This window comes from Micromonospora xinjiangensis, from assembly GCF_056150165.1.
The window spans coordinates 430,043-450,154 of record NZ_JAXCFO010000002.1 but is presented as its reverse complement, the minus strand read 5'-3'; the positions used below and the strand labels follow the sequence as shown (position 1 = coordinate 450,154).

The following is a 20,112-nucleotide window of genomic DNA, read 5'->3' as shown; positions in this document are numbered from 1 at the left end:
CGAGCGGTGACCGGCGTCCCGCCGACCCGCGTCACGCCCCGGTGCCGCCGACCCCGGGCGGCGGGATCATCTCGACACCGAGTTGCTGGAGGAGCTGGAAGAGCTCGTTGACGCTCCACACGTCGGCGATCCGGCCGCCGGCGTCGAAGCGCAGGAACGTCGCGCCGGAGTAGCTGACCACCTGCCCGGTCGGCGGCACCGGGCCGAACTGGCCGGCCTGGGTGCCGGCGGCCCGCCAGTGGACGGCCACCCGGTCCCCGGCGGCGACCACGGCCACGATCTTGTAGCGGAGGTCGGGGAAGGCGTGCCGCCGGTCCCGGTGCCAGGCCAGCGTCGCCTCCGGTCCCGTGCCGCCCAGCCCCGGGCACTCCGGGGCGACCAGCTCGTACGCCGACTCCTCCCGCTCGGCGTTCCACACGTCCGCGATGAACCGCCGCGCCGCCCGCTCCGTGTCGGTCATCGGGGCAGCGTAGCGCCGGCGGCGTCGCCCGGCGGGTGAGTGCCGGCTCACCTCGGTCGCGTCCTCCGGGCGCCGGCCGCCCCCGCAGCGGCGAGAATGGGACCACGTGACGAGATCGGAGGGCCGGCGTGGGTACGACCAGCGAGGGTGACAGGACCGAAACCGACGAGGAGGTGCTGCTGCGCACCGGCGGCAAGTACGTCGAACCGGGCGGTGAGTTCACCCGCGACCAGCGCTACATCGCGACCCGGATCACCGAGGACGGGCGCAACGGCTATCCGGTGGAGCCCGGCCGCTACCGGCTCGCGGTCAGCCGCGCCTGCCCCTGGGCGAACCGCCTGATCATCGTGCGCCGGCTGCTCGGCCTGGAGGACGCCATCTCGATGGCCGTGGCCGGCCCCACACACGACAAGCGGAGCTGGACGTTCGACCTGGACCCGGACGGCCGGGACCCGGTGCTCGGCATCGAGCGACTGGCCGAGGCCTACTTCAAGCGGTTCCCGGGCTACGAGCGGGGCATCACGGTGCCGGCCATCGTGGACGTGCCCACCGGCCAGGTGGTCACCAACGACTACGCCCAGATGAGCCTCGACCTGTCCACGCAGTGGCGGGCGTACCACCGCGAGGGCGCGCCTGACCTCTACCCCGAGCCGCTGCGCGACGAGATCGACCAGGTCAACGACCTGGTGTTCCGGGACGTCAACAACGGCGTCTACCGGTGCGGGTTCGCCGGCAGCCAGGAGGCGTACGAGAAGGCGTACGTGCGGCTCTTCGATCGGCTGGACTGGCTCAGCGACCGCCTGTCGGAGCGCCGCTACCTGGTCGGCGACACCATCACCGAGGCGGACGTGCGGCTGTTCACAACGCTGGTGCGCTTCGACCCGGTCTACCACGGGCACTTCAAGTGCAATCGGCAGAAGCTGACCGAGATGCCGGTGCTCTGGGCGTACGCCCGGGACCTGTTCCAGACCCCCGGCTTCGGGGACACGATCGACTTCGACCACATCAAGCGGCACTACTACGAGGTGCACCGGGACATCAACCCGACGGGCATCGTGCCCCTCGGGCCCGACCTGGCCAACTGGCTCACCCCGCACGGTCGGGAGGCGCTCGGCGGCCGCCCGTTCGGCGACGGCACCCCACCCCCGCCACCGCCGCCCGCCGAGCGCGTCGACCCGGCTCACACCCCGCTGCGCTGAGCGCGGGGCGACGTCGCGGATCGTGGTGCGGGGCCGCCCGCGCGGGGCGGTGCCGCACCACGACCGGGGGGAAGCTACAGCGCCACGCGGACCGCTGCCGTCAGGACCAGCTGGGCCAGGGACGCGGGGACCAGCACCAGCCAGCAGAGGCGCTGGAGCTGGTCCTCGCGCAGGCGCGGATAGCTCACCCGCAGCCAGATGATCACGAAGGCGACGGCGAAGACCTTGAGCAGCGTCCAGAGCCAGCCGAGCTGCGCGTCGGCGAACGGCCCGTGCCAGCCGCCGAGGAACAGCACCGTGGTGAGGGCGGCGATCACCACGATGCCGACGTACTCGGCCAGCAGGAAGAACGCGAAGCGCAGGCCCGTGTACTCGGTCATGTAGCCGAAGACCAGCTCGGAGTCGGCGACCGGCATGTCGAACGGCGGCCGGCGGATCTCGGCGAGCCCGGCGACGAAGAACACGATCATCGCAGGCGCCTGCCAGAGCAGCCACCACGGCTGCCACGCCTCGACGATGCCGGAGAGGCTCAGCGTGCCGGCCGCCATCGCCACCGACGCGGCGGCCAGCACCAGCGGCAGCTCGTACCCGAGCAGCTGGGCGGCCCCGCGCAGCCCGCCGAGCAGGCTGTACTTGTTGGCCGACGCCCAGGCCGACATGAGCACGGCCAGCACGCCGACACCCACCACCGCGAGGACGAAGAAGAGCCCCACGTCGAGCGGCTGCCCCACCAGGTCGCCCGGCCCGAGCGGGATCACCAGGAGGACGAGCAGGTAGGGCACCAGCGCGACCACCGGAGCCAGCCGGAAGACCGGCCGGTCCGCCTCGCGCGGGGTCACGTCCTCCTTCTGCACGAACTTGATCCCGTCGGCGACCAGCTGCGCCCAGCCGTGGAAGGCGCCCGCGTACATCGGCCCGAGCCGGCCCTGCATGTGCGCCATCACCTTGTGCTCGGCCTGCCCGACCAGCAGCGGCAGGGTGAGGAAGGCGACAAGCACCCCGCCGACCCGGATCAGCAGCTCCAGCCAGAGCGGCATCAGGGCGCACCTCCGTCGTCGTCCGCACGCTCGGTCGCCGCCGGACCCCGCCGCGCGGGGCGGTCGGCGGGCGGGCCGGAGCGGGCGGCCCCGGCTCCGCGACCGCCGGGCGCGCCCGGGAGGGGACCGGCGTCTGAGGGAGCCGGCGGCGGGCCGTCGCCGCCGGCGGCCGAGGCGGTGCGCGTCGGACGGGCCGGCCGTTCCCGGGCCGGGCGGGCGGGGACACCACCGCGCGGCCCCTCGCCCACGCCACCCGCACCGGCCGGGGTGGGCGTGGTGCCCCACTCCCCCGGAGCCGGCACGCCCGGCGGGCGGATCGGCCGCCGCCCCCCGCCGGCCTCGGACTCACCTGGCTCCTTGGCGCCCGGCCACGGCTTCGCCACCCGGGAGGCCAGCACGAACTCCTTGCGCAGCGGATGACCCTCGAACTCCGGGGGCAGCAGCAGCGGACGCAGCCCGCCGTGCCCGGCGAAGTCGATGCCGAACATCTCGTGGGTCTCCCGCTCGTGCCACCCGGCCCCCGGATAGACGTCGACCACCGAGGCCACCGTGGGCGCCTCCCGGGGCACCCGGGTGCGCAGCAGCAGGCCGTGCCGATGCCGGGTCGACCACAGGTGGGCCACCACGTCGAACCCCTCGGCCAGCTCGTCGACCGCTGAGAGCCAGTCGAAGAAGTCACACGCCAGCTCCGCGTCGTCGCGGGCGGCCCGGACCGCGTCGCGCCAGCTCGCCGCCGGCACGTCCACGGTGGCCCGGGCGTGCCGCTGGCCGCCCGAGACCGACGTCGTGGTCTCGACCGGCGCGAGCAGCCCGGCCATCCGTCGGCCGACCTCTTCCGGAGTCATGCCGCTGATCCTAGGGCCGGCACCGGCGGCCCGCGCCGGCCCGCTCGCGCCGACCGGCCCCGTGGGGCGGACCCGGCCGGTGCCGGGCCGGGGGTCGGGGGCCGGCGAAGCCGGGTCGCCGCCCGAACGGGCCCGGGGCCGGCACCCGCGCGGCCGGGGTGGATCTCCTGGTCGTCCGGGGCATCTGCCGCTTTGCGGGGCGGACGGCGGACGGGCGGGCGAAGATGAGGAACGTGCGCGCTGTGACTGTGACACCCGGAGTCGCCAACTCGTTGGAGCTGGTGGAGGACCAGCCGGAGCCGGCGCCCGAGGAGGGCGCGATCCTCGTCGAGGCCCTGGCCGTCGGCGTCTGCGGCACCGACCACGAGATCATCGCCGGGCAGTACGGCGAGGCGCCCCCCGGCGAGCAGCGCCTGGTGCTCGGGCACGAGTCGCTGGGGCGGGTGCTGGAGGACCCGACCGGCACCCTGCGGCCCGGGGAGCTCGTGGCCGGCATCGTCCGGCACGCCGACCCGGTCCCCTGCCCCAACTGCGCCGTCGGCGAGTGGGACATGTGCCGCAACGGCCGCTACACCGAGCACGGCATCAAGGCGCTGCCCGGCTTCGCCCGCGAACGCTGGCGCATCCAGCCCTCGTACGCCGTCCGGCTGGACCCGGCGTTGGGCCAGGTCGGGATGCTGCTGGAACCCACCAGCATCGTGGCGAAGGCGTGGGACCACATCGAGCGGATCGGGCACCGGGCCGAGTGGCAGCCGCGAAGCGTACTGGTCACCGGTGCCGGCCCGATCGGGCTGCTCGCCGCACTGCTCGCCACCCAGCGCGGGCTCTCGGTGCACGTGCTCGACCTGGCCACCAGCGGCCCCAAGCCGGACCTGGTCCGCGCGCTGGGCGCGACGTACCACTCGGTCCGCGTCGACGAACTGGACTTCGAGCCGGACGTCGTGGTCGAGTGCACCGGGGCGCCCAAGGTGGTGCTCGACGTGATGTGCAAGGCGGCGCCGAACGGCATCGTCTGCCTCGCCGGGGTGTCCAGCGGCGGCCGGACCATCGACTTCGACGCCGGCGCGCTCAACCGGGCCCTCGTGCTGGAGAACAACGTGGTCTTCGGCTCGGTGAACGCCAACCGCCGGCACTGGGACAACGCCGCCGAAGCGCTGCGGCGGGCCGACCCGCTGTGGCTCACCTCCCTGATCACGCGGCGGGTACCGGTGTCGTCGTACGCGGACGCGTACACCTCGGGGCCGGACGACATCAAGGTCGTGCTGGAGTTCGCGGTCTGACCGGCGGGCAGGCTCAGATGCCGGGCAGCCGGCCGTTGCGGAACAGGTCCACGAAGAGCTGGTGGTCCTCCCGGGCGCGCAGCCCGTACGCGTGGGCGAACTCCACCAGGTGGTCCACGAAGCCCGACTCGTCCGGGTCGACGGCCGCGACGATGGCCTCCTCGGTGGAGTAGTCGACCAGGTCGTGGCTCGACTCGTCGTCGGCCACCGAGTGCATGCGCGCCACCGCCCGGCCCAGGTCGGTCAGCACCCCGGCCAGCTCCTCCGGCTCGTTGACGTCGGCCCAGTCGAGGTCGGCGGCGTACGGGGAGACCTCGGCGACCAGCTGGCCCACCCCGTCCAGCTCGGTGAAGCCCAGCCACGGGTCGGCGTGCGCCTGCAACGCCCGCTGCGACTCGGCCGTCCGGTGCCCCTGGTGCCGGAAGTAGCCGCGGACGCTCTCGTCGGGGATGTACCGGGCCACCGCCGGCACCTGGGCCTGCTTCATGTAGATCACGACGTCGTTCTCCAGCGCCTGGGTGTGCCCCTCCAACAGCAGGTTGTACGACGGCAGCCCCGCCGAGCCGATGCCCACGCCCTTGCGCAGCACCACGTCCTTGATCCGCGCCTCGACCGGACGCAGGCGGGCCGAGGACGGCGGCAGCGTGCCGAGGTACGCCCCGAACGCGGCGGTCACCCGCTCCCGGGTCTCGTCGTCGATCTCGTACACCCCCTCGCCGAGGGAGAACCGCCGCTCGTAGTTGTCGATCGTGGTCTGGGTAGCGAGCAGGTCGACCCGGGTGTAGAGCCGCGCCTGCTGGAGCACCTGCCGAAGCACGCCGTCGGCGTTGTCGAGGGTGATCGAGCCGATGGCGTCGTCGCCGCCGGCGGCGATCGCCCGCAGCTCGGTCAGGTACGCGCGCGCGAAACCGGTGACCAGCTCGCTGATCGCCCGGTCGGAGAGCGCCTTGGCGTAGCCGAGCAGCGCGACGCTCGCCGCGAAGCGCCGCAGGTCCCAGGTGAACGGCCCGACGTACGCCTCGTCGAAGTCGTTCACGTTGAACACCAGCTGGCCGGAGGCGTTCATGTAGGTGCCGAAGTTCTCCGCGTGCAGGTCACCGTGGATCCACACCCGGCTGGTCCGCCCGTCGAGGAACCGGTCGTCGGCGAAGTCGCCGCGCTGGTCGGCGTAGAAGAGGGAGGCGCTGCCCCGGTAGAAGGCGAACGGCGAGGCCGCCATCTTGCGGAACTTGCGGCGGAAGGCGGCGGGGTCGAGGGCCATGGACTCCCCGAACTCCGCGATCAGGACGTCGATGATGTGGGCGGAGCGCTGCTGCCCGGAGTTGCTCATGCCGCGCACGCTAGTCCTCGCCCGCCACCGGCGGGCTCGGACGAGCGGGCGACCCGGACGTACCGGTCCGGCCGCTCGACCCGTCGTAACGGGGTGCGCGTGCCGTCCCCCGAGGCGGGTGTCAGGGGGCGGGCGGGCGGACCGGCGGGGCGCTGAGTGAGGCGACCGAACGCGGGACGGCGCCGTCGCTCGGCGGCGCGTCGACCGGGGCGGCGAGCGGGTCGGGCCGGGGCACCCCGCCGACGCCGGACTGCTCGGCGGCGATCTTCTCCTGCAGGCGGAGGATGCCGTGCAGCAGCGCCTCCGGTCGGGGCGGGCAGCCGGGCACGTAGACGTCCACGGGAATGAGCTGGTCGACGCCCTTGGTCACCGAGTACGAGTCCCAGTACGGGCCGCCGCAGTTGGAGCAGGCTCCGAACGAGATGACGTACTTCGGCTCGGGCATCTGGTCGTAGAGCCGCTTGATGGCGGGCGCCATCTTGTCGGTCACCGTGCCGGAGACCACCATGAGGTCGGCCTGGCGCGGGCCGTGCGCGAACGGGATCACCCCGAGCCGCATGAAGTCGTGCCGGCTCATGCTCGTGGCGATGAACTCGATGGCGCAGCAGGCCAGGCCGAAGTTGAAGACCCAGAGCGAGTAGCGGCGGCCCCAGTTGAGCACGAACCGGATCGGCTCGCCGAGCACTCCCGGCAGCTGCATCTCCGACCTCCTTCCCCGTGTCCCCGATCTGACAGTCAACCACAGCGCCGGTGGCGGCAACCCGCGCAACCGGTTCCGGCATCGAGGCGTGTAACGGTGGTCGGCCGCGCGGTCGCGGCCTGCACGGGGAGGACCAGATGACGGTGACGAGGGAAACAGGGCTCGGTGACCCGCCGCCCGGGGCGGCGGACCGGCCGCAACCCCGGGAGCGGCCCGAGGCGATCGACTTCGACGGGCTCTACCACGCGCACTTCCGGTCGCTGACGCTCCAGTTGGCCGCGTACTGCGGAGACCTGCCGCAGGCGCAGGACCTGGTGCAGGAGGCCTTCTGCCGGGCGTTCGCCCGGTGGTCCCGGGTGTCGCGCTACGACGACCCGCTGGCGTGGGTGCGTCGGGTCGCCTGGAACCTCGCCACCAGCCGCTGGCGGCGGCTGCGGACCGCCCAGTCCTGGCTGCGGCGGCAGCGCGAGGAGCACGTGCCCGGGCCGGGGCCGGACCGGGTGGCGCTGACCGCCGCGCTGGCACAGCTGCCGGCCACCCATCGCCGCGCGGTGGTGCTGCACTACCTCGCGGACCTCTCCGTCAACCAGATCGCGGAGCAGGAGGGAGTGCCGGAGGGCACGGTCAAGTCCTGGCTGCACCGGGGCCGGGCGGCGCTGGCAGCGCAGCTCGCCGGCACGAACGGGGTGAACGACAATGCCTGAGATCGAGGACATGCTGGTCAGCGGGGAGTTCGCGGCGTTCCGCGACGCGTACGCCCCCTCGGTGCGGCCGGCCGGCCCGACGGAGGTGCGCAGGACCGTACGGCGTCGCCGCCGGCGGGCGCTGGTGGCCACGGCGGCGGTGGCGGTGCTGGCGGTGGCCGTCCCGGTCGCCGCGAACGCGGCACTGACCGACCGGTCCCGCCCCACACCCGGGCCGGCCGAGAGCGTGCAGCCGACGCCGCCGACGCCGACAGGGACGCCCACCCCGACGCCCTCGTCGACCCCGAGCACGGTCAGCCCCACCGCGGCGGCCCCGGACGGCCGGATCAGCCGCTCCCAGCTCCTCAACGCGCGCCTCGACCTGCCGGCCTGGCCCGACTACATGTACATGCCGGAGACCTGCGTGACCGAGGACGTGCGGCTGCGGGTTTCGCCGCAGGCGGACGCGGTGCCGGTCGTCATCGGCGACCCGGTACACGGTGACGTGGACGGCGACGGCGCGACGGAGACGGTGGCGCTGCTCGCCTGCCGGACGGGGGGTGAGGCCACCGCGAAGCAGGTGGTCGCCTTCGACCGCGACGACGACGGCCGGATCGTGACGATGGGACGCGTGGTCGGTACCCGCGAGGGAATGGACGACATCACCGAGTTCGACGTCCGCGAGGACGGCGACATCCGGGTGCGCGTGGCCGACGAGCAGCCCTGCTGCAGCAGGCCGTCGTGGGCGCCGCAGCGGCAGTGGCGGACGTACGCGTGGAACGGCGACCGCTTCGACCAGTCGGCCGGGCCGACGAAGTTCGGCAAGGACCCCCGGCTCACCGACCTCGCCATCACGGCCGGCGACCTGGTCCTCGCGCCGGCGGACGCGAAGGGCCGGCGCGCCGGCACCGTGACCGTCACGGTCGTCAACAAGGGCCCGGTGGACGTGCCCCGGGTGGGTCTCACCGAAATGATCACCGTCGGCGAGCCCGCCGGGGCGGATCTCGACCGGTGCCGGATGGCCGACGAGGGCGGCTCCGACACCTGCCTGCTGGACGCGCTGCCCGCGGGCGAACGTCGGTCGTACACCTTCCGATTCATGATCGACCCGAATAACAGCGACTACGCGCAGCCGACACTGCGGGTGGTCCACTTCGACTCGCAGGACCGCTACTGGGACGACCTGACGTACCAGGACAACTTCGTCCGCCTCCACCGGGTGGACTAGGAGTACGTCCACCCCGTCGGCGCGGCGATCCGGATGCTCCGGATCGCCGCGTCGCTTTCCTGACAAAACATCTCGCAACCGGCCATCCGGTCGGGGCGTGTTCACCAGGCGAGGCGAACGGACGACCGTCGCCCGATCACGGGGATCACGGGAGGACAAGACATGACCACACGCACCGCACGAATCGCCACCGGCCTGCTCGGCACGGTCGCGACAGTGCTCGCCCTGGCCACGCCGGCAACCGCCGCCGGCGGGACCACGGGGCCCGACATCACCGCGCAGCGGCTGGTCCTGGAACCGACCGACGGCGGCTACGTCGGCACGTTGACCGCGACGGTGACCAACCCGGCCCGGACGGACACCTCCGTCAGCCTGATCGTCACCGAGCCGGCCGGGGCGTCGTTCACGTCGATCCAGCCCGGCGACGCGTGCCTCTACCAGGAGCTGGTGGAGAATCGGCTCGTCTCCAGCTGCTACGGCGGCCGGATCGCGGCCCGGTCCTCGGTGACCTTCCAGCTCGGCTTCCGCGTCTGGACCACCGCTCGTGACTACCCGATGGTGGCCCGGGGCGGACGGATCGCGGTACAGCCGCAGGGCGCCGAGGCGCCCTCGGACACCGCCCGGTTCACCACCCTGTTCGAGTCCACCGACGGCAGCCTCCGCCACCCCCGCGCCTACGTCCAGGCCACCCGGACGGACCTGGCCATCCGGGGCGACGACGTGGTGCTGACCCGCCAGGCCGACGGGAGCCTCCTCGGCCGGATGCCGGTCAGGGTCCGGTACGGCAACGACGCGCCCTCGTTCCACGTGGACGTCACCGCCGCGCTGCCCGAGGGGGTCACGGTGCACCACATCGAGCCGCAGGACATGCCGAGCTTCCCGAACTGGTTCACCGTGCCGGGCGGGCGGTTCATGCCGGGCGAGGAGCGCACCTTCGACGTGATCCTCGCCGCCCCGGCCGACACCCCGTCGGGCGTGCTCGGCAGCGGGTCGTACACGGTCGCAGCAGGCTACTTCTACGGCTCGGGGACGCCGGTGGAGGACGTGGACCCGACCGACAACACCACCTCGTTCGCGGTGACCGCGGTCGACGCGAGCTGAACCATCCGCACTGATCGGCCCGTTTCGTCCGCACGGTCAGCGCGGACGAAACGGGCCTCGCTATGGTGCTCGGGCGCTCATCCGAGTGCGTCAATGTCCACGGGGGAGGCACCACTCATGCCCATCACCATGTCCACCGGGCGCCGGCTCGCCGCCGGGCTCCTCGGCACCACGCTGGCGGTGCTCGCCGCCGGTGCGCCGGCCACCGCCGCACCGGCCGACGCCACCGGACCGCTCTCCGTCACCGCGAAGCGGCTGGTGCTGGACCCCACCGACAAGGGGTACCAGGGCTCGCTGCGCATGACCGTCACCAACAACGGCCCCACGGCGGAGTACGTGACGGTCAACGTCGTCGAGCCGGCGGGCGCCTCGTTCACGGGTCTCACTCCCGAGGGTGCCTGCCTCATCATGGGTCTGACCGAGAACCGGATCCGACACGCGTGCGACGGCCAGACGCTGGAGCCGGGCGCCAGCCGGACCTACACCCTGGGCTTCCACGTCTGGACCACGCCACGGGACTACGCGATGACCGTCGCGGGCGGCGAGGTCGCCGTGGGCGGCAGCGCGGGGCCCTCGGACAGCGCGTCGTTCACCACCCTCTTCCGGTCCACGACCGGGAGCCTCAAGGATCCGCGCCCGTACGTGCAGGCGACCCGGAGCGACGTCAGCGCCACCGCCGGCCCGGTCGTCCTCGACCGGCTCGCCGACGGCAGCCTCCAGGGCCGGATGCCGCTGACCGTCCGCTACGGCAACGACGCCCCGTCGTACGGGCTCAACGTCATGGCCGACCTGCCGGCCGGCGTGGTCGTCAACCACATCGAGCCGCAGGACGCGCCGAGCTGGGACTACGGCTTCAGCGTGCCGGGCGGGCAGTTCATGCCCGGAGAGGAGCGGACCTTCGACGTCATCCTCAGCGCCCCCGCCGACACCCCGTCGGGCGTGCTCGGCACCGGCTCCTACACGGTGACGTCGAGCTACTGCTACTGCGAGGACGTGCAGGACGTGGACCCGACCGACAACACCGCCTCGTTCACGGTGACGGCGGCCGACCCGAACTGAGCCACGCCCACGACGCCCGGAGGGCCCGGAACCCGTCGGTTCCGGGCCCTCCGTCGTGCGGGACTCACCAGGTCGGGCGTTGCAGCAGGCTCACGAACTCGATCAGCAGCCGCTCCCGCAGCGCCGGCGGCGCGGCGTCGAGCAGCCGGTTCACCGCCGCCATCCGCTCCGGCGCCCCGGCGCCGTCCCCGCCGGCCAGACCCAGCGCCGCGGCGAGCCCACCGACGAGGTCCGGGGTGAGCGCGTCCGGGGTGAGCGTCCCGGCGAGGGCGAGCAGCTCCGGGGGCAGCGCGACCGGGCCCGCCGCCCGGGCGGCCGCCACCGCGTCCGCGAGGTCCGGGCCGAACCCGGCCACCCGGGACGCCACGGCCGCGGTGACGGTCAGGTGCACGCTGGCCGGCAGGTCGGCGTACGACAGCTGCGGCTGGGTGTGCCAGCCCCGGGCGGTCAGCTCGTCGACCAGGACGAACAGGTCCAGCCCGGGGTCCTCGCTGGTGAAGCAGACCACCGTGGACTCCGGCTCGGCCAGCAACCGCAGGCCGGTCACCCCACGCACGGCGTCGGCCAGCCCGGCCACGGCCTCCCGGGTGGCCGCCGCGAGCCGCAGGTAGCCGTCGTCGCCGAGGTGCCGCAGGGTGGCGTACGCGGCGGCGATCGGGCCGCCCGAGCGGGTCGAGGCGATGGTGGGATTGATCATCGTGTAGCCGGGCCAGTCGGCGTACGCGAAGTACTGCGGGGCACGCAACGCCGGGTCGCGGTGCAGCAGCACGGAGACGCCCTTCGGGGCGTACGCGTACTTGTGCAGGTCCACGGAGACCGAGGTGACCCCGGGGACGGAGAAGTCGAACGGCGGCACCGGCGCGCCGAGCCGACGCAGGTACGGCAGGGTCCAGCCGCCGAAGCAGGCGTCCACGTGGCAGCGCACCCCGGCCGCCGCGGCCGCCGCCGCGATCTCGGCGACGGGGTCGATCACCCCGTGCGCGTACGACGGCGCGGAGGCCGCCACCAGCACGGTGTCCGGTCCGATGGCGGCGGCCATCGCGGCCGGGTCGGGTCGTAGGGTGCGCGGCGAGACCGGCACCACGTCGAGCACCACCCCGAGGTAGTGCGCCGCCTTCGCGAAGGCCGCGTGGCCGCTCGCCGGCACCACCAGCCGCGGCGCGGTGACCTCCGGGTGGGCGTCCCGGGCGGTCTTCACCGCCAGGATCAGGGACTCGGTGCCGCCGCTGGTGACGCTGCCGACCGCGTCCGGCGCGGCACCGCCCGGCCCGCCGCCGAGCAGCCGGGCCGCCGCCCCCACCAGGCTGTTCTCCATCGCGAGCAGCGACGGGAAGGCGGTCGGGTCCAGCCCGTTGACGTGGGCGCTCGCCGCGTACGCCGCCGTGGTCAGCTCGTCGAGCCCGGGCACCGCCGGGTCGTAGACGTACGCGAAGAGCTGCCCGCCGTGGGTGGGCCGGTCGGCCGCGCGCAGGGCGCGGATCTCCTGGAGGACCCGTTCGGCGGGCAACCCCCGGGCCGGGAGCGCGGCCCCGTCGGTCTTCTCGTCGATCATGGAGTTGTGGTGCCCTTTCCGTGCGGGTCAGCGGCCTTCGTCCCCGACTACGACTGCGTGATCGCCGGTGGGATCGGGCGTGGCGGGGGTGGGTGGCAGCGCGTAGCGGCGGAGGAGGAGTAGGGGGACGGCCACCAGGACGGCCGGAATCACGGTGAAGCCGAGCAGGATGCCGAGCCGGGCGGTGTCGGACTGGGCCGCCGCCGTGCCCGTGTCGGAGGAGACGTAGCCAGCCAACTGGAGCACGAGGCCGTAGATGCCCGGCCCGAGTGCCAGCCCGAGGGTCTCCCCCGCCGTCCAGACGCCGGTGAAGACGCCCGCCTGCCGCCGGCCGGTGCGCCCCTCGTCCCAGCTGATGCAGTCGGGCAGCATGGCGAGCGCGAACACCTGCTGCCCCGCGTACCCGGCCCCGACCAGCGCGACCACCGCGTAGACGGCGGCGGCGGGCAGCACCGGCGCCGCCACCAGCAGCGCCATGCCCAGCGTGAGCAGCAGGGAGGCGGCGACCAGGGCGGCGAGCTTGCCGACCCGCGCGCCGATCCGGGTCCAGAGCGGCATCACCAGCAGCGCCGGCCCGACGAAGCAGGCGAAGAGCAGGGTCGCCCCGGTCTCCGGGTCCCGCAGGATCTGGTCGGCGAAGTAGTTGACGCCGGCGAGGATGGTGGCCACCCCGGCGGACTGCACCACGAAGCAGAGCAGCAGCGCCCGGAACGGCCGGTTGCGCCCGGCGACCGCGAGCTGGGCGCGGAGGGTGGGCTCGCTCTCGCGTACCCGGCCCGTCGGCGCGCCGCGGGTGCCGACGAAGGCGCCCACCGCGCCCAACGCGATCAGCCCCGCGACGAAGAGCGCCATCCAGCGGTGGCCGGGGAGGCCCTCGCCGCCCGCGGTCACCACGATCGGGGCCACCGCGCCGGAGACCAGGATGGCCAGGGCCAGCACGGCGACCCGCCAGGTCATGAGCCGGGTCCGCTCGGCGTAGTCCTCGGTGAGTTCGGCCGGCATCGCCACGTAGGGCACCTGGAAGAAGGCGAACGCGGTGGCGGTGGCGAGGAAGGCCACGGCCACGTACGCCCCGGCCGCGCCGCCGGCCCCGAACGGCGCGGCGAAGATGGCGGCGAAGAGCAGGGCGAGCGCGATCCCGGCGAGCAGCAGGTACGGCCGGCGGGGCCCCCAGCGGGACCGGGTGCGGTCGGAGACGCGCCCGGCGACGGGGTTGACCAGCACGTCCCACGCCTTCGGCACGAGCACCAGCACGGCGGCCAGCCCGGCGGCGACGCCGAGGGTGTCGGTGAGGTAGGGCAGCAGCAGCAACCCCGGCACGGTCCCGAAGGCGCCGGTGGCGAGGGAGCCGAGCGCGTAGCCCGCGTGCACCCGACGCGGTAACCCGCCCGGGACCGGAACCGGCCCAGCCGGCGGCGCGTCCATGGCGCCGAATGTTACTCACGTTATGGCGCGGCTCACATCCCCTCTTCCGGCGACCAACTGGCCGCCGCCATGTCCACCCCGGGCCCGCGCAGGGGCGTGCCCTCCGCCCGCAGCCGGGCCCGGGCCTCCCGCTCGTGCCCCGGCGGCAGCCGCCCCGCCGAGTTGACCACCCGGTGCCAGGGCACCGCGCCGCCGTGGCGCGCCATGATGGTGCCCACCAGGCGGGCCGAGTGCCGACCCGAGCGCTCCGCGAGCGCGTCGGCCACCGCGCCGTAGGACATCACCCGCCCCGGCGGGATCCGTTCGACGAGATCCAGCACCGCCTCGACGTACTCGTCAGGTGTCACAGTCGGCCACGATATGGGAACGCCACGAGGTGGCGTCACCGCGACCGCGCAGAATGGTCCGGTGCGCGACGCGGTGACAGCGGCCCGACGGGTGGTCGTCAAGATCGGTTCCTCCTCGTTGACCACGGCCACCGGTGGGCTGGCCGGCGAGCGGGTCGACGCGCTGGTCGACACCCTCGCGGCGCTCGCCGCGGAGGGCCGCGAGGTGGTGCTCGTCTCCTCCGGCGCGATCGCGGCCGGGCTCGCCCCGCTGGGGCTGTCCCGGCGTCCGCGCGACCTGGCCACCCAGCAGGCCGCCGCCAGCGTCGGCCAGGGCCTGCTCATCGGCCGGTACGAGGCCAGCTTCGCCCGGCACCGGCTGACCGTGGGGCAGGTGCTGCTCACCGTCGACGACGTCACCCGGCGGGCGCACTACCGCAACGCCTACCGCACGCTGCGCAAGCTGCTCGACCTGCGGGCGGTGCCGATCGTCAACGAGAACGACACCGTGGCCACCGAGGAGATCCGGTTCGGCGACAACGACCGGCTGGCCGCCCTGGTCGCCGCGCTGGTCCAGGCCGACCTGCTGGTGCTCCTCTCCGACGTCGACGCCCTCTGGACCGGTGACCCGGCCCGCCCCGGCTCCACCCGCATCACCGAGGTACGGGGCGAGGCCGACCTGGCGGGCGTCACGATCGGCGGCGCGGGTCGCGCCGGGGTCGGCACCGGGGGCATGGTGACGAAGGTCGAGGCCGCCCGCATCGCCACCGGGTTCGGCATCCCCGTGGTCCTCACGGCCGCTCCCCTGGCCGCCCCGGCGCTGTCCGGCGAGGCCGTCGGCACGTTCTTCCACCCGCAGCGGCAACGCCCGGCCGCGCGGCTCTTCTGGCTCGCCCACGCCACCTCGCCCCGCGGCCGGCTGCACCTCGACGACGGGGCGGTCGCCGCCGTGGTCGGGCGACGCAAGTCGCTGCTGCCCGCCGGCATCACGGCGGTCGACGGGGCGTTCACCGCCGGCGACCCCGTGGACCTCGTGGACGCGGCGGGTGCGCCCGTGGCCCGCGGGCTGGTCAACTACGACGCGGTGGAGCTGCCCGGGCTGCTCGGCCGCTCCACCTCGGAACTGGCCGCGGCCCTCGGCCCGGCGTACGAACGGGAGGTCGTCCACCGCGACGACCTGGTACTGCTGTAGCGGGTCGGCGGGCGACACCGCCGTTCCGACCGGAGCTGAGGAGTGACGGATGAGCGTGACCGAGCAGGCGCGACGGGCCCGCGGCGCGGCGGAGGCGCTGGCCGTCGCGACGCGTACCGCCAAGGACGCGGCGCTGCACGCGATGGCCGACGCGCTGGTGGCGCGTACCCCCGAGATCCTGACCGCGAACGCGGCGGACCTGGCGGCCGGCCGGGAGGCCGGGCTGAGCGCGGCCGTGCTGGACCGGCTGGCGCTCGACGAGGGCCGGGTGGCCGGCATCGCCGACGCGCTGCGGCAGATGGCCGCGCTGCCCGATCCCGTCGGGGAGGTCGTCCGCGGCTCGACCCTGCCCAACGGGCTGGAGCTGCGGCAGGTCCGGGTGCCGTTCGGGGTGGTGGGGATCATCTACGAGGCCCGTCCGAACGTGACGGTCGACGCCGCCGGCATCTGCCTGAAGTCCGGCAACGCGGCGCTGCTGCGCGGCTCCTCCTCCGCCGCGCACTCCAACGCCGCGCTGGTCGCCGTGCTGCGGGACGCGGTCGCCGGCGCCGGGCTCCCGGCCGACGCCGTGCAGCTGCTCGACGCCGCCTCACGCGACTCGGTCAAGGAGCTGATGCGCGCCCGCGGCCTGGTCGACGTGCTCATCCCGCGCGGCGGCGCGTCGCTGATCCGTACCGTGGTCGAGGAGTCGACCGTGCCCGTGATCGAGACCGGGGTGGGCAACTGCCACGTCTACGTCGACGCGGCCGCCGACGTGTCGAAGGCCGTGGCGGTCACCTTGAACGCCAAGACGCAGCGGCTCTCCACCTGCAACACCGCCGAGTCACTGCTGGTGCACGCGGCGGTCGCCGACGCCTTCCTGCCCCCCATGCTGACCGCGTTCGCCGAGGCCGGGGTGACGGTACACGGCGACGAGCGCGTCGCCGCCCACTCCGCCGCCGTGGTGCCGGCGACCGAGGAGGACTTCGCCACCGAGTACCTCTCCGCCGACATCTCGGTCGCGGTGGTCGACTCCCTCGACGCCGCGGTCGCGCACATCCGGCGGTACGGCACCGGGCACACCGAGGCGATCCTCACCGACTCGGCCACGGCCGCCCGCGAGTTCGTGGCCCGGGTGGACGCGGCCGCCGTCATGGTGAACGCCTCCACCCGGTTCACCGACGGCGGCGAGTTCGGCTTCGGCGCCGAGATCGGCATCTCCACCCAGAAGCTGCACGCCCGCGGCCCGATGGGGTTGCCCGAGCTGACCTCCACGAAGTACGTGGTGACCGGCGACGGCCACCTGCGCGCCTGACCGCGGCGCACGAGGTACCCGGCTGCCCGCCCACGATCGTGCCGCCACGCTCGTCGCCGCCGTGACGGTCGGGTGGGGCGCGAGGCGCCCGATCGCGGGGATCCGGGGGTGCGGTCAGCCCGCCGACGCCGGCTCGACCGGCGCGGGCGGGACGACCGGCGCCGTGACCGGCGCGGGCGCGGGCGGCACGACCGGCGCGGCGGGCGGCGTGGGCGGCGCTGCGACCGGCGCGGCGGGCGGCGCGACCGGGATGGCCTGCGCGGCGGAGGCGGGCGGCGTGGCCTGCGTGGTCGGCGTCAGGCAGGCCCGGATGGCCCGCAGGGTGGTGTGCACGTCGAACTGGTGACCGTCGTCGCTGTCCCAGCCGCCGTCACTGCGTTGGGTCTCGGCGAGCCGCTGGCGGGCGGAGACGAGCAGCCACTGCTCCTCGCCGACCTCGACCCGCCGCAGCGTCGCGGAGAGCCACGCCGCGTCCGCCGGGGACATCGTGGGGATCCGCTCGGCCAGCACCGCCTGGATGCGCGCCGACTCGTCGTACATGCCCTGGCGGTGCAGCACCGCGGCGCCCAGCCAGCCGGCCGGCAGGAACGAGGGCCAACTGCCGTCCCGGGCGAGCTGGCCGGCGATCGACTGCGCCGCCGCCTGCACCACGCCCGCGTACGCCCCGCCGACCCGGTGGTCGAGCGGGCCCGCCGCCCGGGCGTCGAGCCCGGCGACGGTCAGCCAGAAGCCGGCGTTGGCCGTGAGGTAGAAGCGGGCCTCCGGATCGCCCGGCCGGGCCCACTCCGGGGCCAGCTCGGCCAGCGCCGGGTCCTCCTCCCAGCCGCCGTCGGAAAGCTGCCGGGCGGCCAGCCAGTCCAGCGCGTGGCGGGCGGCCGGCCGACCGAGGGCACCGAGGTCGTCGAGCTCGGCGAGGCGGAAGCAGGTGGCGTCGACGGAGCCGATCCCGCCGTCCAGGGTGGCTGGCCAACCGCCGTCGGGCCCCTGGCCGGTCTCGGCCCGCTCCAACAGCTCGGCCGGCACCGCCGCGCCCGTGCGCAGCCGGGACAGGCGGGCACGCTCCACCGCGTCCCCGTGAGCCACGACGAAGCCGATCGCGGCGTCCAAATCGACCACGCCGGACACGCTACCTGCGCAAAGGCGATCCCGCCTCGGAGAATCGGCCGAGGTCGGGGCGGCTCCAGCCCGCCCCGACCCCACCCGGTCGGTCAGTACGCGGGCAGCGACGGGTCGATCTGCTTGATCCAGGAGAGCACGCCGCCCTGGACGTGGACCGCGTCGCGGAACCCGGCGGCCTTCAGCGCGGCGAGCGCCTCCGCCGAGCGGACGCCGGACTTGCAGTGCAGCACGATCTGCTTGTCCTGCGGCAGCCGGGAGAGCGCCTCGCCGGAGAGGATCTCGCCCTTGGGAATCAGCGTGGCGCCGGGGATGCGGACGATCTCGTACTCCGCCGGCTCCCGGACGTCGACCAGGAAGATGTCCTTACCCGCGTCCTGCCACTCCTTCAGCTCCACGGCGGTGATGGTCGAGTCGACCACCGCCTCCTGGGCCTCCACCGAGACCGCGCCGCAGAAGTCCTCGTAGTCCTCCAGCAGGTCGGTGACGGTCGGGTTCTCCCCGCAGAGGGCGCAGTTCGGGTCCTTACGGACCTTGATCTTGCGGTACGACATCTCCAGGGCGTCGTAGACCGTGAGGCCACCGACCAGTGGCTCACCGATGCCGGTGATCAGCTTGATCGCCTCGGTGACCTGGATGGAGCCGATCGACGCGCAGAGCACGCCGAGCACGCCCCCCTCGGCGCAGGAGGGCACCATGCCGGGCGGCGGGGGCTCCGGGTAGAGGCAGCGGTAGCAGGGGCCGTGCTCGGCCCAGAAGACCGACGCCTGGCCGTCGAAGCGGTAGATCGAGCCCCAGACGTACGGCTTGCCGAGCAGCACCGCCGCGTCGTTGACCATGTAGCGGGTGGCGAAGTTGTCGGTGCCGTCGACGATCAGGTCGTACTGGCTGAAGATCTCGCGGACGTTGTCCCGGTCGAGTGCCGTGTTGTGGATCTCGATGTTGACCAGGGGGTTGATCTCGCGGATGCTCGCGGCGGCGGACTCGGCCTTGGAGCGGCCGACGTCGGAGACGCCGTGGATGATCTGGCGCTGGAGGTTCGACTCGTCGACGGTGTCGAAGTCGATGATGCCGAGCGTGCCGACACCGGCGGCGGCGAGGTACATCAGGGCCGGCGAGCCGAGACCGCCGGCGCCCACGCAGAGCACCCGGGCGTTCTTCAGCCGCTTCTGCCCCTCGACCCCGACGTCCGGGATGATCAGGTGGCGCGAGTAGCGACGGATCTCGTCAACGGTCAGCTCGGCGGCGGGCTCGACGAGCGGGGGCAACGACACGGTGGACTCCCCGGGATCGGCGGTGCAGACCGGGCCATTGTCACTCGGCACGCGGGCGATCGGCCATGAGGGAGGACACGCCGCCCGCCATCCGGGACCGGGAATAAAGCCGGCCACCGATGTGTCTCACGCCACCTCCGGCGATGCCCGCGCCCGCCGCGGCCGCACCGGTCTCAGGGGATGATCTCGCCGGCGTACCGGCGGCCGTCGAGGTAGGGCCAGGCGTTGGCCAGGCAGCCCTCCAGACCGTACGTCTGCTGCTGCATGACCGGCGCGGGCTGGCCCGGCCCCGGGCAGGCCTCGTGCCCCTCCCCGAACTCGTGCCCCACCTCGTGGTTGATCACGTACGTCCGGTAGACGGCGAGCTCGGCCCCGTAGTCGGGCACCGCCTCCATCCACCGGGCCAGGTTGATGATGACCTGCCCCGGCAGCCGGCAGGAGGTGTAGCCCTCGGTGCTCAGCCCGCCCTCGGCGCACATCCGCTCGGAGGTGACCGGGGTGGCGAGGTAGATGGTGAAGTCGGCCTCCACCGCCTCGGCCACCCGCTGGACCCGTAGCTCGCCCGAGCCGATCCAGCTCCGCGGGTCGCCGAGCGTCTCGTCGACGCTGGCCGCGAACGCGTCCGCGTCCTGGCCGGTGCCCTGCTCCACGACGACCCGGTAGCGGTGGAGCGGACCGTCCTCGCCCCGCACCGGGGTGCCGCCCGACGCGACGGCGAACCGGCCCGCGCCGTAGGACGGCACGGCGTTCGGGGTGGTCGGCGGCGGCACGGCGTGCGCCCCGACCCCGCCACCGTCGGGGACCCGGCCCTGGATGGTCGAGGGCGTCGACGGCTCGCCCGTACGCACGACCGTCATCGCGACGGCGACCGCGAGGAGCAGCACCAGCCCGAGCAGCGTGCTACGGCGGCGACGCCGGTACATCCGCGCCAGGGAGGGCCGACCGGGAGGGCCGGGCGATTCCGGAGCAGGCGGAGCAGAAGGGGACGATGGCGTCATGATTCACAGCGTG

General features: G+C 74.1%; 18 protein-coding genes and 1 pseudogene. 8 read left to right on the top strand and 11 right to left on the bottom strand.

Annotated features, from left to right (window positions below; genetic code table 11):
* Positions 1-31: 31 nt before the first annotated feature.
* A complete protein-coding gene (locus tag SM573_RS08895) occupies positions 32-460 on the bottom strand; it encodes an ester cyclase (protein WP_474611108.1) in 429 nt (142 codons plus the stop codon).
* 173 nt (positions 461-633) lie between these two features.
* On the opposite strand from SM573_RS08895, the gene SM573_RS08890 reads away from it, so the two are divergent.
* Positions 634-1,659, top strand: coding sequence for a glutathione S-transferase family protein (locus SM573_RS08890; RefSeq protein WP_474616053.1), 1,026 nt, complete (start codon positions 634-636; stop codon positions 1,657-1,659).
* 74 nt (positions 1,660-1,733) lie between these two features.
* On the opposite strand, the gene nuoH is transcribed toward SM573_RS08890, so the two are convergent.
* Together nuoH and SM573_RS08880 are read right to left on the bottom strand one after the other, a co-directional pair.
* Positions 1,734-2,696 carry an NADH-quinone oxidoreductase subunit NuoH gene (gene nuoH / locus SM573_RS08885; RefSeq protein ID WP_474615889.1) on the bottom strand — a complete coding sequence of 321 codons (963 nt, stop codon included), beginning with the start codon at positions 2,694-2,696 and terminating at the stop codon, positions 1,734-1,736.
* A complete protein-coding gene (locus SM573_RS08880) occupies positions 2,696-3,541 on the bottom strand; it encodes an NADH-quinone oxidoreductase subunit C (RefSeq protein ID WP_474615888.1) in 846 nt (281 codons plus the stop codon). Before SM573_RS08880 ends, nuoH begins: the two co-directional genes overlap by 1 nt.
* Positions 3,542-3,774: 233 nt before the next feature.
* Between SM573_RS08880 and SM573_RS08875 the strand changes: the two genes are divergently transcribed.
* Positions 3,775-4,821 (top strand): glucose 1-dehydrogenase, encoded by a 1,047-nt coding sequence (locus tag SM573_RS08875; RefSeq protein WP_474615887.1) that lies wholly within the window; start codon positions 3,775-3,777, stop codon positions 4,819-4,821.
* A gap of 13 nt (positions 4,822-4,834) precedes the next feature.
* On the opposite strand, the gene SM573_RS08870 is transcribed toward SM573_RS08875, so the two are convergent.
* Positions 4,835-6,151 (bottom strand): DUF2252 domain-containing protein, encoded by a 1,317-nt coding sequence (locus SM573_RS08870; RefSeq protein WP_474611111.1) that lies wholly within the window; start codon positions 6,149-6,151, stop codon positions 4,835-4,837.
* 121 nt (positions 6,152-6,272) lie between these two features.
* Positions 6,273-6,851, bottom strand: a complete 579-nt coding sequence (locus SM573_RS08865) for an NADH-quinone oxidoreductase subunit B (RefSeq protein WP_474611112.1) — start codon at positions 6,849-6,851, stop codon at positions 6,273-6,275.
* Positions 6,852-6,988: 137 nt separating this feature from the next.
* Here SM573_RS08865 and SM573_RS08860 point away from each other — a divergent pair, with 137 nt between their 5' ends.
* From SM573_RS08860 to SM573_RS08845, 4 genes are all read left to right on the top strand, one after another.
* Complete coding sequence (locus SM573_RS08860; protein WP_474615886.1) at positions 6,989-7,555, top strand: SigE family RNA polymerase sigma factor; 567 nt, start codon at positions 6,989-6,991, stop codon at positions 7,553-7,555.
* Complete coding sequence (locus SM573_RS08855; RefSeq protein WP_474615885.1) at positions 7,548-8,762, top strand: hypothetical protein; 1,215 nt, start codon at positions 7,548-7,550, stop codon at positions 8,760-8,762. Before SM573_RS08860 ends, SM573_RS08855 begins: the two co-directional genes overlap by 8 nt.
* A 162-nt stretch (positions 8,763-8,924) precedes the next feature.
* A complete protein-coding gene (locus SM573_RS08850; protein WP_474615884.1) occupies positions 8,925-9,863 on the top strand; it encodes a hypothetical protein in 939 nt (312 codons plus the stop codon).
* Between the two features lie 117 nt (positions 9,864-9,980).
* A complete protein-coding gene (locus SM573_RS08845; RefSeq protein WP_474611116.1) occupies positions 9,981-10,922 on the top strand; it encodes a hypothetical protein in 942 nt (313 codons plus the stop codon).
* Positions 10,923-10,986: 64 nt separating this feature from the next.
* Here the strand turns inward: SM573_RS08845 and SM573_RS08840 are convergent, their stop codons facing one another.
* From SM573_RS08840 to SM573_RS08830, 3 genes are read right to left on the bottom strand one after another with little or no spacing between them, the layout of a single operon-like run.
* Complete coding sequence (locus SM573_RS08840; protein ID WP_474615883.1) at positions 10,987-12,474, bottom strand: pyridoxal phosphate-dependent decarboxylase family protein; 1,488 nt, start codon at positions 12,472-12,474, stop codon at positions 10,987-10,989.
* A 27-nt stretch (positions 12,475-12,501) separates the two neighbouring features.
* Complete coding sequence (locus SM573_RS08835; protein ID WP_474611118.1) at positions 12,502-13,899, bottom strand: MFS transporter; 1,398 nt, start codon at positions 13,897-13,899, stop codon at positions 12,502-12,504.
* Positions 13,900-13,931: 32 nt separating this feature from the next.
* Positions 13,932-14,246 carry an MGMT family protein gene (locus SM573_RS08830; protein WP_474611119.1) on the bottom strand — a complete coding sequence of 105 codons (315 nt, stop codon included), beginning with the start codon at positions 14,244-14,246 and terminating at the stop codon, positions 13,932-13,934.
* 61 nt (positions 14,247-14,307) lie between these two features.
* On the opposite strand from SM573_RS08830, the gene proB reads away from it, so the two are divergent.
* Both proB and SM573_RS08820 read left to right on the top strand, forming a co-directional pair.
* Positions 14,308-15,417: a glutamate 5-kinase gene (gene proB / locus SM573_RS08825; protein ID WP_474611120.1), complete on the top strand. Its 1,110-nt coding sequence runs from the start codon at positions 14,308-14,310 to the stop codon at positions 15,415-15,417.
* A 49-nt stretch (positions 15,418-15,466) separates the two neighbouring features.
* Positions 15,467-16,711: a glutamate-5-semialdehyde dehydrogenase gene (locus SM573_RS08820; RefSeq protein WP_474615882.1), complete on the top strand. Its 1,245-nt coding sequence runs from the start codon at positions 15,467-15,469 to the stop codon at positions 16,709-16,711.
* 300 nt (positions 16,712-17,011) lie between these two features.
* Here SM573_RS08820 and SM573_RS08815 read toward each other — a convergent pair.
* The 3 genes and pseudogenes from SM573_RS08815 to SM573_RS08805 form a co-directional block, all read right to left on the bottom strand.
* Positions 17,012-17,911: pseudogene (locus SM573_RS08815) on the bottom strand (prenyltransferase/squalene oxidase repeat-containing protein); the annotation flags it as partial.
* An 8-nt stretch (positions 17,912-17,919) separates the two neighbouring features.
* Positions 17,920-19,161 carry an adenylyltransferase/sulfurtransferase MoeZ gene (gene moeZ, locus SM573_RS08810; RefSeq protein ID WP_474611490.1) on the bottom strand — a complete coding sequence of 414 codons (1,242 nt, stop codon included), beginning with the start codon at positions 19,159-19,161 and terminating at the stop codon, positions 17,920-17,922.
* Positions 19,162-19,274: 113 nt separating this feature from the next.
* Entirely contained in the window at positions 19,275-20,024 is a 750-nt protein-coding gene (locus SM573_RS08805) for a DUF3152 domain-containing protein (protein ID WP_474611122.1), read from the bottom strand.
* Between the last annotated feature and the right edge of the window lie 88 nt (positions 20,025-20,112).